Source organism: Tenacibaculum sp. L6 (assembly GCF_028823685.1).
Lineage (GTDB): Bacteria > Bacteroidota > Bacteroidia > Flavobacteriales > Flavobacteriaceae > Polaribacter.
Genome location: NZ_JAPEHZ010000058.1, coordinates 1 through 13,714, shown reverse-complemented (window position 1 = coordinate 13,714; position 13,714 = coordinate 1). Strand labels below are relative to the sequence as shown.

Genomic DNA, 13,714 nt, shown 5'->3' with positions numbered 1-13,714 from the left:
TGTCCACTTAGGGTCAGTGTTGTTGAATTGGTTCCGGTACACACATTGGTACTTCCCGCAATGCTTCCTCCCACTGAAGTCGGATCTACAGTGATGGTTGCTGTAGCAGAAGTCGCTTCTGCACAGGCACCACTTTGTACGATTGCACGGTATTGCGTGGTGGTGGTAAGGTTGGTTGCTGTTAAGGTCGTGGTGGTATTGGCAATATCGGTATCAGTGGTAAAGTTATCGGTAGAACTTTCCCAACGGATGATATTTCCTGTCTGTCCACTTAGGGTCAGTGTTGTTGAATTGGTTCCGGTACACACATTGGTACTTCCCGCAATGCTTCCTCCCACTGAAGTAGGATCTACAGTAATGGTTGCTGTAGCAGAAGTTGCTTCTGCACAGGCACCACTTTGTACGATTGCACGGTATTGCGTGGTGGTGGTAAGGTTGGTTGCTGTTAAGGTCGTAGTGGTATTGGCAATATCGGTATCAGTGGTAAAGTTATCGGTAGAACTTTCCCAACGGATGATATTTCCTGTCTGTCCACTTAGGGTCAGTGTTGTTGAATTGGTTCCGGTACACACATTGGTACTTCCCGCAATGCTTCCTCCCACTGAAGTCGGATCTACGGTAATGGTTGCTGTAGCAGAAGTAGCTTCAGTACAGGCACCACTTTGTACGATTGCACGGTATTGCGTGGTGGAGGTAAGGTTGGTTGCAGTTAAGGTCGTAGTGGTATTGGCAATATCGGTATCAGTGGTAAAGTTATCGGTAGAACTTTCCCAACGGATGATATTTCCTGTTTGTCCACTTAGGGTCAGTGTTGTTGAATTGGTTCCGGTACACACATTGGTACTTCCCGCAATACTTCCTCCCACTGAAGTCGGATCTACAGTGATGGTTGCTGTAGCAGAAGTCGCTTCTGTACAGGCACCACTTTGTACGATTGCACGGTATTGCGTGGTGGTGGTAAGGTTGGTTGCAGTTAAGGTCGTAGTGGTATTGGCAATATCGGTATCAGTGGTAAAGTTATCGGTAGAACTTTCCCAACGGATGATATTTCCTGTTTGTCCACTTAGGGTCAGTGTTGTTGAATTGGTTCCGGTACACACATTGGTACTTCCCGCAATGCTTCCTCCCACCGAAGTAGGATCTACAGTAATGGTTGCTGTAGCAGAAGTCGCTTCTGCACAGGCACCACTTTGTACGATTGCACGGTATTGCGTGGTGGTGGTAAGGTTGGTTGCAGTTAAGGTCGTGGTGGTATTGGCAATATCGGTATCAGTCGCAAAGTTATCGGTAGAACTTTCCCAACGGATGATATTTCCTGTTTCTCCACTTAAGGTTAATATGGTAGAATTGGTTCCGGTACACACATTGGTACTTCCCGCAATGCTTCCTCCCTCCGAAGTAGGATCTACAGTAATGGTTGCTGTAGTTGAAGTTGCTTCTGCACAGGCACCACTTTGTACGACCGCACGGTATTGCGTGGTGGTGGTAAGGTTGGTAGCTGTTAAGGTCGTGGTAGTATTGGCGATATCGGTATCAGTCGTAAAGTTATCGGTAGAACTTTCCCAACGAATGATATTTCCTGTATATCCACTTAGTGTAAGTGTTGTAGAATTCGTTCCCGTACACACATTGGTACTTCCTGCAATGCTTCCACCGACAGAAGTAAGATCTACGGTAAGAGATACTTCATTTGAAGTTAAAATCTGGCAGGTGTTAAGAGTACTAGTTACTATCAACCTATATTTATTAGTAGAAACTGTTACTGGTGGGTTGGTTAAAGTTAATGATGGAGTAGTTGCATTGCTATATATTCCTCCATTAGAAATATCATTCCAAGAACCTGACCCAGCAACTTGTTCTTGCCATTGATATACCAATCCTGTTGTAGTAGCTGTACTACTACTGTAATCAGGTGTAGTAGATGGAGCACTCCCTGTATAACTAGTGGTGCTTAAAGAGCTTGCTGCGGCTGTAAAAGTAACATTGCTCCCAAAACATATAGTACTATCACTTGGTTGTGTGTCCATTTGTATTTGAGTAGCAACAATTTCATTACCTGTGATCCCTTGCCCTTGTGTATTATTCCCTCCATCAGCTGCACCCGAAGCATTTACTAAATTCGGAACTCCATTTGCATCAACTCCACCATTAGCAGCGAAATTAATACTACCATCAGGATTTAAGTGAGAAGTAAGAACATCTTCATCTCCTTCAATAGCATCAAAACAACCATCATTATCCGAATCTGTATCTAAATAATCTGGAATACCATCAAAATCTGTATCTAAATTTTCACATGCAAATAATATTAACTCTATTCCATCTGCACTCCCTCCATAGTTTTGAGAAAAACTCAAAGTAAATGTAGAAATTGTACCATAAATTTTTAACGATCCTGCAGCAGTTCCGTCAACATCGTTAGCCGTACTATCTCCATCCCATCCAGAACCTGGTACCCCAGCACCTTTGTCTGTTACTGTATTTGATGTTACAGAAAAATCTGATGTCCCTGCTAATTTAGACCAAGTGAGCCCTCCTTGTAATGTTACAAGGGCTGAATATTGCTCGCCAGAACCTAATAAACCACCTATTCTATCTAAGTGTATGGTTGGATTTTTTACTTCAACAGGATTTCCTAATGAATCTTCAAAACTCACTGTTAAACTTGTTCCAAAATCAAAAATACCAGCTAAAGAGGTATCTCCTCCAAGAGTTTCAGACCAAAAGGATTGATTATTGAAACTATCATTAGTAAAGCTATCTGCATCCGTAGTTGTAACTCTCGCTATAACTCCATTTCCATAATCATAAGTTGCTGTAGTTCCAGAAACTGTCCATAAACCTGATTGTGAAGGTGTACACAAACCTTCATTTACATCTAAAATACCATCATTATCATCATCCAAATCATCTCTATCTGCAACATTATCTCCATCACTATCTGCTAAAACTGTTATTGTTACTATAGCTGTATCACAATTTGTTGAAGGTTGACATAAACTATATACTAATTCATATACACCAGCTGGCACACCAGGTGCTACAGAAACTTCTCCTGTATTTGTGTTTAATGTTATTCCTGGGTTTTCAGAACTAACTTCTGATAGTTCTACTCCTGATGCTGATGGATTAGTTATACCTGCTACGGTATCATTTGTTAACACATTTGCTACAGCTATTCCCCCATTTGTACTTACTATTTCTCCAAAATCATCTTCTGCAACTATAATAGGTACACCTCCAACTCTTGTAATAAATACTCCTGAGTCAAAACTTGAATCGGTCACATCTGCAATAGCTATTTTCATATGGTATGTTATACCTGGTGTCAAATTTATATTTGCTGTTAGTTTTCTAGTAATACCATTAAACTCTACACCAATAGGAGTGGCTCCAGGATTGTTGTTTAAAGGACCAGCATTATTTGGGTCAGCATCATTATCTAAAACATGTCCATTATTAATATATAATGCACCTTGCGACAAATCAGGAGTAATACCAGGATAGTTTGCTCCACCTCCTGAATTCCCTCTAAAACCTGCATTTATGTTATTAATTGCTACTGGGTTTGTAGTACCGGGTACCTGTGCTAAGTTTGCACCTGGTGCCATATTTGGTATTGTTGGATCTAATCCAAATGGGTCTGTCACGAAAAAACCAAAAACATCATTAAAAGGAGACCCTACATAATCTGGGTATTCTTCTGAACCAAATTGATACTCTAAAAGAACTCCTGTATAATTTGGCAATGCTCTAAAATCAAATTCAAAAACAACTACATCTCTAGTTGCTTGAGAATCTATAGCTGTTAAATCAGCATCTATATGATCTGTTCCAGAAGCATTTACAGACAACCCTGTTTCATTATTTGTAACAAAAATCTGATTAACATTAGATGTTGTAAAAGCTATACCTCTATCAAGTTCTAAGTTAGCTCCTCCATCTCCATTTGTAAAAAGAGCTATTTGATTTGTTGCACCTCTAGTGATAACAGGGTTTGTTATTACTACTCCTGCAGACTGTAACTCTGTTGCTATTTGAGCAGCAGTAGGGTTTGGGGTAATTGTAGCCTGTGAAAAAGCTCTAAAACTGACAATAAACATTAAAATTGTCACAAAAAAATGCTTAAATATTTTTTTAGTCCTTTCTACGTAATTTTCTTTCATTTCTCGTTTTTTATAACAAACAACTATATATTTTAAAACCCAAGCTTTTAGCTTAGGCAATCGTTTCAATACAATAGGTGGGCATAAAAAAATCCCACACAAAAAAACTAAGTTGCTGTTCTACAACTTTTTTTCTTGTGGGGGACTTCTATTTTAATAGTGTGCAAAAATAAACTTTTTTTACTCTCACTAAAATATTAGATGTAAAATTAACAGTTTAAGTCACATTATAGTTAAAAAAAATATACAAAACCTAAACTATTACAAAAACTTATAAAAAACGGCTTTATAAAAAATGTTTTAAGAAGTTTTATTTCACATCTAACCCAACAACACCATAAACAACAAAAACTCTTTTAAAACACCTTAAAAGACTTATTTATAATTTTAAAGTCTTTTTTAACTGATTTAGTACGTAGTCAATTTCTGTAATCGTATTTAACTTACTGAAAGAAAATCGTACAGAAGCTTTTTGTACTTCTTCTACATTTAAAAAAGCACTTAACACGTGTGAACCTTTATTACTACCGCTTTGACAAGCACTTCCTCCTGATACTGCTACTCCTGATAAATCTAAATTAAACAGTAGCATTTTATCTTGAACAGGAAATCGTACATTTACAATAGTATAACTTGTTTCATCGGCTGGCTCTCCATTTATTTCTGCATTTGGCACCAGTTCTTTTACTTTTTTTACAAAGTAATTTTTCAACTCTTTAATATGAGTTTCATCTACCAACAGGTTTTCAAAAGCAATCTGCAATGCTTTATCCATACCTATTATAGCGTGAACATTTTCGGTACTAGACCTCGCTCCTTTTTCTTGTTCTCCTCCAAAAAACATGGGTTGAATTGCTATTCCTTTTTTAACATAAGCAAAACCAACCCCTTTAGGACCGTGAAATTTATGTGCGCTCGCCGCGATAAAATCAACCGGAGTTTTTTGTAAATCTGTTGGATAATGTCCGATAGCTTGTACTGTATCTGAATGAAAGTAAGCATGGTGTTCTTTACACATGTTTGCCACCTCTTCAATTGGCAAAATATTACCAATTTCATTATTCACATACATCAAACTCACTAAGGTTTTTTCGTTTGACTTTTTTAAAGCTTCACCCAAACTATCCAACACAACAGCTCCATTTTCATTTACCCTAACATAATCTACAATTATTTTGTGTTTTTTTTCTAAAAACTGTACGGTATTCAAAACAGCATGGTGTTCTAACTTAGAGGTGATAATTCTTTTTACTCCTAAATGCATTACTGCATTTTGTAAAATTAAATTATCTGCTTCTGTTCCGCCTGCGGTAAAAATGATTTCACTTGCAGACACATTAAAATGTTTTGCAATGTTTTTTCTCGCTGTTTCTACAGCTGCTTTTGCCTTTCTTCCGTATTGATGAGTTGAAGACGGATTTCCGAAATTAGCAAGCATCGATTCTTGCATTACACTTACCACCTCTGGCAACATAGGCGTGGTAGCCGCATTATCTAAATACACTGAATTCATACTACAAAAGTAAAGTTTTATATTAGATAGTTAGATTTTTGGATTGCTAGATTATTAGATGATTCGATATTTGGAATTTAAGATTAAAAAAAACGAGATTACTAACACTCACCTTTTTAGTTTAACATCTAGAAACCCCTAAACAATTAAAATCACCTATTTAATTCTGATACACGTACACCTCAGTGGCTCCTTGTCCGTATTTTTGATAAGAAGCATCGTAATACTTCACCCGATAATTACTTAATAAATACTGAAGTTCTGTTTTTAACACACCATCACCCACACCATGTATCAAGACTAATTTTGATATCTTTTTTGAGATACAGTACTCTAGTTTTTGTTTTGCTATATCTAATTGAAGTGATAAAATATCATAATTATCCATTCCTCTTGTTGATTTCACAAGCTTTTCGGCATGTAAATCAACTTCCATCACGATTTCATTTCTATCTTTTACAAAAAGGGATTTTTTAGACGTTTTTTTAGATTGAGTTTTCGCCTTTAACATCGGGTTGTTAATATCTAAATACTTACTTAATTCATTTTGATCAACTTCAATCTTTACCAATTCATTTTTAAAAAAACGGTACTCCATTCCATTAGCATCTTTAACAAAAACTTCTTCATTAGTAATTTTTGTTACGAAGCCTCTAATATCAGCATCAATTACAGCTACTTTATTACCGATTTCTAAACACATCCTTAACCTTTATTTAATTAGCTAAAAGGGCTTTAGCTTGTATTTTTGCACTAATTATAATACACTGCAAAAGAACTGCAAATAAATGATAAACACTAAAAATATCAATACAAAAGTTTTCTTTGAAGAGGCTAGAAAAGAAATGATGCTTACCGATAAGCGTAAAAATTTATTGCTTGCAATATCAGATGCTATCTTCGACGAATATCTTGACAGAGAAAAAATAAATTTAAACTTTATTTGCACTCACAACTCACGCAGAAGTCAGTTAGCGCAGGTGTGGAGTTTTTTTGCTATTGAATATTTTAACTTAAAAAATATATTCACTTACTCAGGAGGTACAGAAACCACTTCTTTTCATAGAAACACTGTAAAATGTTTACAAAAAACAGGTTTTATTTTTAAAGTGGTTGATTTTTCGCACCAAAACCCTAGATATTTAGTAACTTTTGAAGGAACTAAAAAATCTATTCTAGGCTTTTCTAAAGTTTTTGATCACCCTCAAAATAGCTATCCTTTTATAGCGATAACGACTTGCAACAGTGCCGACAAAGACTGTCCGTTTATTCCTGATGCTCTTGAGCGTTTTCATTTACCTTACAAAGACCCAAAAACTTCTGACAATACAGACCTAACCGAAGAAACTTACTTGCAGACAAGTAAACAAATTGCTGGTGAGCTGTATTTTATTTTTGAAGAAGTTAAAGACAGACTTCCTCAGTTATACCTCTAAATTTTTATCGTAAGGAATACTTTTTAAAATGTGATTGATTACATTTATACGAGCTGCTGTTTTTCTGTTCGCACGAATAACTTTCCAAGGAGAAATTGCTGTGTTCGTTTTAGAAAACATCGCTTTTTTGTATTCAGTATAATCATCCCATAACTCTTGCGCTTTTTCGTCAACAGGCGTTCGCATTTTCCATTGTTTTAACGGGTCGTTTTTAATATCATTAAATCGTTTTGCTTGCTCTTTTTTGGTAATAGACATGTAAATTTTCACCAAACGAATACCTGATTCTAAAATCATACGCTCAAAATCATTTACTTGATTCATAAAGATTTGATATTCTTCTTGAGTACAAAACCCATTTACAGGTTCTACCACAGCTCTATTATACCAACTACGATCAAAAAATAATATTTCTCCTGCTTTTGGAAACTGCTCTACATAGCGTTGAAAATACCATTGTGTTTTTTGATCTTCATTAGGTTTCGGTAAAGCTACAATTCGCATGTGACGCGGATTAATACGTTCGGTAATTCTACGAATTGCCCCACCTTTTCCAGCTGCATCACGACCTTCAAAAATTACTATAATTCGTTCATTTTCTTTAATAGACCATGCTTGTAAACGAATTAATTCTACTTGTAATTTTTTCAGCTTTCGCTCATAATCAACATAACGAATTGACTTTTCTATATTAAAAGGTTTTGACAATAATGCTTTTAAACCTCTTGTACTGTTTAATTTATTTACGTCTCTTTGAGTTAATTTTCTCATTCTTAATCTAACTGTTTTACTGAACGATAATAACGCATTACTACATTAGGATCTGGCGTTAAAATGGTTTGCGCTTCCTCTTTTCCATCATAATTAAACTGAGTTAACACATGACGCATACACTCTACCCTTGCTTCTTTTTTACTGTTTGTCTTAACCACAATCCACGGGCTATATGTTGTATGAGTTCTACTAAACATTTCATCTTTGTAAAATGTATAATCATCCCATAACTCTTGACCTCTTTTATCTACTGGACTAAATTTCCAACGCTTTAACGGATTATCATTTCTCGAATTAAATCTACGCAACTGTTCATCTTTTGAAATAGACAACCAAAACTTAATAACCACCACTCCATCTTCATACAACATGTGCTCAAACTCAGGAACTTGCACTAAAAAGTTTTTATACTGATTATCAGTACAAAATCCCATTACAGGCTCAACAACAGCTCTGTTATACCAACTTCTATCAAAAAAAACAATCTCTCCTGGATTTGGTAATTCTTTTATATATCGTTGAAAATACCACTGACCTTTTTCAACTTCAGTCGGTTTATTTAAGGCAACTAAACGCGTAGAACGAGGATTTAAGTGTTCCATAAATCTACGTATGCTTCCTCCTTTTCCTGCCGCATCTCTACCTTCAAAAATCACAGCCACTCTTTTATTCTTCTTCGCAATCCATTGCTGAAGTTTTACTAACTCAATTTGAAGTTTCTTTAACTCTTCTTCATAATCTAACTTCACTTGAACTTTCGCTATAGAAATTCCTTTTTTTCTAATCTTAGCTAAAAGCTCTTCGTTGGTAGAAACACTTTCAAAATCTTCAATAGTTAATACAGATTCTTTACTCATAAAACCACTAATTATTCTTCTTAATAATTTAACCTAGGTTGTGCTAAAATAATACGATATTTACAGCTATGAAAAAAAACATAGCACTTTTATTCATCTTATTTTCACTTACTATCTTCTCACAACGAAAATACGCTAAAGAGTTCAGTTTCCTAAACGACAACGACTTATACACTTCCACTTACTATGACAGATACTACACGAATGGTGTATTTTTAACTTATCGTTATCTTAGTGAAAAACAATTTCAAAATATTGAAAAAAAAAGCTACGAAATACAGCTTGGACACCACATGTACACACCACATAAAGCAATTGTAGAAACTGTTGAAGAACACGACCGACCTTTTGCTGGGTATCTCTACGGAAGCTTAGGCATTAATTATTTCTTCAAAAAAGAATCAATATTAAAAACATCTCTACAGGTTGGTAGTATTGGATCTTCTGCTTTTAGCGAAGAACTGCAAGATTTCATTCATGATATTTACGGATTTAAAAAATGCTACTGGTTGGAAATATCAAATAAAAGACGCTTTTGCTCTTAACTTAAAAGCAGAGTACATTAAAAAACTCACCAAAGACAACATTTTTGATCTTAACTGGAAGAATACCGCCAGAATTGGCACTGTTTACACCGATTTATCAACCGGTTTGTACAGTCGTATTGGCTTTAAACCTTTAGAAAGCATTTTAAATTCTATTGCTTTTAACGGGAATTTAAACAACCAAAACACCCAATTTCATAACAATGCGGAAGTTTTTTTATACCTCAATCCTATGATTCGTTATGCAGCATATGACGCAACCATAGAAGGAAGTTTTTTAGCTGACGGTAGCCCTGTTACTTTTGACATTCAACCTTTTGTATTCACTACCGAATTTGGAATACGTTTTACCAGCAACCGTTTTAATTTTGGATATGCTATCAATTATCACACCAAAAAACTGAAAAGTGCTCGAGTTCCAAAAGGTAATCTTTACGGAACTATTCAATTAAATTATCAGTTTAACTAAGGTTAAAATCCGGTTAAAAAAAATAATTTTTATAATCATATAATTAAAATATATTTGTAAGTCTAATAAATAGAAAAACTATTCAATGAAATTTATCGTATCTAGCTCACAGTTATTAAAACAGCTACAAGTTTTAGGAGGAGTTATAAACAGCAATAACACATTACCAATTTTAGATAATTTTTTATTTGAACTATCTGAAAACGAATTAAAAGTATCTGCATCTGATCTTGAAACAACCATGTCATCAGTTATTGATGTTGAAAGTACAGATACTGGAGCCATTGCTATTAATGCTCGTTTATTGTTGGATACTTTAAAAACATTTCCTGAACAACCGCTTACTTTTAAAGTAGAAAGCGATAGTACTATTGAAATTATTTCTGAGCAAGGTAAGTATGACATGGCTTATTTTAGTGGAGACGAATTCCCTAAAGCTGTGGAATTACCTTCACCAAGCAGTACTGAGATTCCATCACATATTTTAGCCACCGCTATTTCTAAAACTATTTTTGCTGCAGGAAACGATGATTTACGTCCTGTAATGAGCGGTGTATTTTTCCAGTTCAACTCTAAGGAATTAACATTTGTAGCTACAGATGCTCATAAATTAGTAAAATATACACGTACAGACATTACCGCTGAAAAATCAGCAGAATTCATTATGCCTAAAAAGCCTTTAAATTTATTAAAAGGGATTTTAGGAGGTTCTGAAAATAATGTTACTATTGAATATAATGACACCAATGCTAAGTTCACTTTTGACAACGTAGTATTGATTTGTCGTTTAATTGACGGGAAATATCCTAATTACGAAGCAGTAATTCCAAAAGAGAATCCTAATAAATTAACAGTTGACAGAGCTTCTTTCTTAAACTCTGTTCGTCGTGTTTCTATTTTCTCTAGTAAAACAACACATCAAATTCGTTTAAAAATGGCAGGAACTGAGCTAAATATTTCTGCGGAAGATTTAGACTACTCAAACAAAGCTGATGAGCGTTTACATTGTGATTATCAAGGAGATGATATGCAAATCGGGTTTAACTCTCGTTTTTTAAGCGAAATGTTAAACAACTTAAACTCTAACGATGTTTTAATAGAAATGAGTTTACCTAATAGAGCAGGAATTTTAACTCCAATTGACGGTACTGAAGAAGGTGAACAAGTTACTATGTTAGTGATGCCAGTAATGCTAAACGGATAGAAAAAACCAACTCATAATATTATAAAAGCCACAGTATCAACACCTGTGGCTTTTTTGTTTTTTATAACACCTTTCACTTTCAAAAACGATAAATAATTGTAAATTTACCTCTTTCAAACTTTATAAATAATAATGGGTAGAATTATTGCAATTGCAAATCAAAAAGGTGGCGTAGGTAAAACTACTACATCTGTAAACTTAGCTGCGGCTTTAGGTGTTTTAGAAAAAAAAGTATTATTAATTGATGCTGATCCCCAAGCAAATGCTACTTCTGGTTTAGGTTTAGATGTTGAAAGTGTAGAAATTGGAACGTATCAGGTTTTAGAACATGCTATTCCAACAAAAGATACAATTTTAAAAACTGACTCTCCTAACGTCGATTTAATTCCTGCTCATATTGATTTAGTAGCTATTGAAATTGAATTGGTTGACAAGCAAGAGCGTGAATACATGCTTAAAAAAGCCTTGGAAGACATTAAAGATGATTACGATTATATTTTAATAGATTGTGCTCCTTCTTTAGGTTTAATCACCTTAAACTCACTTGTAGCGGCAGATTCTGTTGTAATTCCTATTCAGTGTGAATATTTTGCTTTAGAAGGTTTAGGTAAATTATTAAACACCATTAAAAGCGTTCAAAAAATTCACAATCCTGATTTAGAAATTGAAGGTTTGTTATTAACTATGTTCGATTCTCGTTTACGTTTATCTAATCAAGTAGTTGATGAAGTTCGTAAACACTTCAGTTCTATGGTTTTTGAAACAATAGTCCACCGAAATACCCGTCTAAGTGAAGCACCTAGTTACGGAGAAAGTATAATTTCATACGATGCAACCTCTAAAGGTGCCGTAAATTACTTAAATTTGGCGAACGAAATTTTAACTAAAAACGCATAATAAAGATACATGGCAAAAGCAACGAAAAAACAAGCTTTAGGTAGAGGTTTATCCGCTTTATTGAAAGAAACTGCGGAAGTAAATTCAGCAGAAGATAAAAACGCAGATAAATTAGTTGGAAATATTATTGAAATCGACATCAACTCGATTGAAGTAAACCCATACCAACCTAGAACTTATTTTGATGAAGAAGCTTTGCGTGAATTAGCTAGTTCTATTAAAGAATTAGGGGTAATTCAACCTATTACTGTTCGTAAATTATCGAGCGATAAGTTCCAGTTAGTTTCAGGAGAGCGTCGTTTTAGAGCCTCTAAACTTATTGGAAATAAAACAGTTCCTGCATACATTCGTTTAGCCAACGATCAGGAAATGTTAGAAATGGCGTTGGTAGAAAACATCCAACGTAAAAACTTAGATCCTATTGAAGTTGCCCTTTCATATCAACGTTTAATTGATGAAATTCAATTAACACAAGAAGAATTGAGTACACGTGTAGGTAAAAAACGTTCAACAGTTACCAACTACTTACGTTTATTAAAGTTAGATCCGATTATTCAAACAGGTATGCGTGACGGATTTATCTCAATGGGTCATGGTCGTGCATTGATTAATGTTGATAGCACTTCAGATCAGTTAAACATTTACGAGAAAATTGTTCGTGACAAACTATCTGTTCGTCAAACTGAAGAATTGGTTAAAAACTTAAAAGCGGGTACTGTTGCTAAAGCCGCTAAAAAGAAAGTTTTACCTAATTATATTTCTGAAAGCGTAAAAGATATCAGCGATTATTTCGGGCATAAAATTAATGTAACTGTTAACAATCGTGGTAAAGGAAAAATATCTATTCCTTTTCACTCAGAAGAAGACTTTAACCGTATTAAAAACTTATTAAAGTAATTGAACATACGTGTAATCATATTCGCTTTTTTTAGTCTTTTTTTGTTTCAAAATACTTTTGCTCAAAAAGATTCTATTGCTGTAAGAGCTAAACAACTTCAGTTATCAAGCGACAAATACAATCCACTCTCTCCATCTAAAGCAGCATTTTATTCTGCTATTTTTCCAGGAGGTGGACAGATATACAATAAAAAATATTGGAAAGCTCCAATAGTTTGGGCTGCTATGGGTACAAGTGTCTATTTTTATTTAGACAATAGTGATCAGTACGATCGATACAGAACAGCTTTTAAGCTAAGAAGTCAAGGGTTACAAGATGAATTTACAAGAGACGATGGTACAGTTCTTATTTCAACAGCTGGATTAGAATCTGCTCAAAAAACCTTACGCAAAAACAGAGACTTATCGTTATTAACTGGAGTACTTTTATACGTTTTGCAAATTGTAGAAGCCAGTGTAAACGCACACTTATTACAATTTGATACCGATGACAGCTTATCTGTAAACCCTGTAATAACTCCAGACCCCTTATTTATTGAAGCGCCAAAAGTTGGTTTAACACTAAAATATTCTTTTTAAAATGAAAATAGCCTTACTTGGTTATGGTAGAATGGGTAAAGAAGTCGAAAAGATTGCTTTACAGAGAGGACACGAGATCGTTATTAAATCTACAGGAGAAAACACTTATGATATAAACGAAGCTGATGTAGCTATTGATTTTAGCGTACCTGCTTCTGCTTATAATAACATCAGTAATTGTATTAACAATAACATCCCTGTAGTTTCAGGAACTACTGGCTGGTTAGATAAATACAATGAAATTGTTGATTTATGCAACGAAAAAGGTGGTGCTTTTATCTATGCTTCAAACTTTAGTTTAGGAGTGAATGTTTTTTTTGAGTTAAATAAGCAACTGGCTAAGATGATGAGTACGCTTGAGCAATACAATATTGCTA

General features: G+C 34.7%; 12 protein-coding genes and 1 pseudogene. 8 read left to right on the top strand and 5 right to left on the bottom strand.

What is annotated here, in order from left to right:
* From OU788_RS09970 to OU788_RS09960, 3 genes are all read right to left on the bottom strand, one after another.
* On the bottom strand, positions 1-4,166 hold a 4,166-nt coding region (locus tag OU788_RS09970), incomplete at its 3' end, for a choice-of-anchor L domain-containing protein (protein WP_274635041.1).
* Between the two features lie 379 nt (positions 4,167-4,545).
* The gene (locus tag OU788_RS09965; RefSeq protein ID WP_274635040.1) at positions 4,546-5,679 is read right to left on the bottom strand and encodes a cysteine desulfurase family protein; all 1,134 of its coding nucleotides are present in this window, start codon (positions 5,677-5,679) and stop codon (positions 4,546-4,548) included.
* Between the two features lie 160 nt (positions 5,680-5,839).
* Positions 5,840-6,382 (bottom strand): Smr/MutS family protein, encoded by a 543-nt coding sequence (locus OU788_RS09960; RefSeq protein ID WP_274635039.1) that lies wholly within the window; start codon positions 6,380-6,382, stop codon positions 5,840-5,842.
* A gap of 85 nt (positions 6,383-6,467) precedes the next feature.
* Between OU788_RS09960 and OU788_RS09955 the strand changes: the two genes are divergently transcribed.
* The gene (locus tag OU788_RS09955; protein WP_274635038.1) at positions 6,468-7,115 is read left to right on the top strand and encodes a hypothetical protein; all 648 of its coding nucleotides are present in this window, start codon (positions 6,468-6,470) and stop codon (positions 7,113-7,115) included.
* Here OU788_RS09955 and ppk2 (OU788_RS09950) read toward each other — a convergent pair.
* Positions 7,104-7,886, bottom strand: a complete 783-nt coding sequence (gene ppk2 / locus OU788_RS09950) for a polyphosphate kinase 2 (protein WP_274635037.1) — start codon at positions 7,884-7,886, stop codon at positions 7,104-7,106. The genes OU788_RS09955 and ppk2 (OU788_RS09950) overlap by 12 nt on opposite strands.
* 2 nt (positions 7,887-7,888) lie before the next feature.
* A complete protein-coding gene (gene ppk2 / locus OU788_RS09945; RefSeq protein ID WP_274635036.1) occupies positions 7,889-8,746 on the bottom strand; it encodes a polyphosphate kinase 2 in 858 nt (285 codons plus the stop codon).
* A 68-nt stretch (positions 8,747-8,814) separates the two neighbouring features.
* On the opposite strand from ppk2 (OU788_RS09945), the gene OU788_RS09940 reads away from it, so the two are divergent.
* The 7 genes and pseudogenes from OU788_RS09940 to OU788_RS09910 all read left to right on the top strand — a co-directional run.
* Positions 8,815-9,291, top strand: a complete 477-nt coding sequence (locus OU788_RS09940; RefSeq protein ID WP_274635035.1) for a lipid A-modifier LpxR family protein — start codon at positions 8,815-8,817, stop codon at positions 9,289-9,291.
* Positions 9,224-9,760, top strand: a complete 537-nt coding sequence (locus tag OU788_RS09935; protein WP_274635034.1) for a lipid A-modifier LpxR family protein — start codon at positions 9,224-9,226, stop codon at positions 9,758-9,760. Before OU788_RS09940 ends, OU788_RS09935 begins: the two co-directional genes overlap by 68 nt.
* 85 nt (positions 9,761-9,845) lie before the next feature.
* Complete coding sequence (gene dnaN, locus OU788_RS09930) at positions 9,846-10,964, top strand: DNA polymerase III subunit beta (RefSeq protein WP_274635033.1); 1,119 nt, start codon at positions 9,846-9,848, stop codon at positions 10,962-10,964.
* Positions 10,965-11,096: 132 nt separating this feature from the next.
* On the top strand, positions 11,097-11,861 hold the full coding sequence (locus tag OU788_RS09925) for a ParA family protein (protein WP_274635032.1): 765 nt from the start codon (positions 11,097-11,099) through the stop codon (positions 11,859-11,861).
* 9 nt (positions 11,862-11,870) lie between these two features.
* Positions 11,871-12,758 (top strand): ParB/RepB/Spo0J family partition protein, encoded by an 888-nt coding sequence (locus OU788_RS09920; RefSeq protein WP_274635031.1) that lies wholly within the window; start codon positions 11,871-11,873, stop codon positions 12,756-12,758.
* Positions 12,759-13,337, top strand: a complete 579-nt coding sequence (locus tag OU788_RS09915) for a DUF5683 domain-containing protein (protein WP_274635030.1) — start codon at positions 12,759-12,761, stop codon at positions 13,335-13,337.
* Position 13,338: 1 nt separating this feature from the next.
* Positions 13,339-13,714: pseudogene (locus tag OU788_RS09910) on the top strand (4-hydroxy-tetrahydrodipicolinate reductase); the annotation flags it as partial.

What these genes read in the sequence shown, in the direction of transcription:
- OU788_RS09965 (WP_274635040.1), bottom strand. Translation starts at nt 5,679, where the DNA reads ATGAATTCAGTGTATTTAGATAATGCGGCTACCACGCCTATGTTGCCA.
- OU788_RS09960 (WP_274635039.1), bottom strand. Translation starts at nt 6,382, where the DNA reads ATGTGTTTAGAAATCGGTAATAAAGTAGCTGTAATTGATGCTGATATT.
- OU788_RS09955 (WP_274635038.1), top strand. Translation starts at nt 6,468, where the DNA reads ATGATAAACACTAAAAATATCAATACAAAAGTTTTCTTTGAAGAGGCT.
- ppk2 (WP_274635037.1), bottom strand. Translation starts at nt 7,886, where the DNA reads ATGAGAAAATTAACTCAAAGAGACGTAAATAAATTAAACAGTACAAGA.
- ppk2 (WP_274635036.1), bottom strand. Translation starts at nt 8,746, where the DNA reads ATGAGTAAAGAATCTGTATTAACTATTGAAGATTTTGAAAGTGTTTCT.
- OU788_RS09940 (WP_274635035.1), top strand. Translation starts at nt 8,815, where the DNA reads ATGAAAAAAAACATAGCACTTTTATTCATCTTATTTTCACTTACTATC.
- OU788_RS09935 (WP_274635034.1), top strand. Translation starts at nt 9,224, where the DNA reads ATGATATTTACGGATTTAAAAAATGCTACTGGTTGGAAATATCAAATA.
- dnaN (WP_274635033.1), top strand. Translation starts at nt 9,846, where the DNA reads ATGAAATTTATCGTATCTAGCTCACAGTTATTAAAACAGCTACAAGTT.
- OU788_RS09925 (WP_274635032.1), top strand. Translation starts at nt 11,097, where the DNA reads ATGGGTAGAATTATTGCAATTGCAAATCAAAAAGGTGGCGTAGGTAAA.
- OU788_RS09920 (WP_274635031.1), top strand. Translation starts at nt 11,871, where the DNA reads ATGGCAAAAGCAACGAAAAAACAAGCTTTAGGTAGAGGTTTATCCGCT.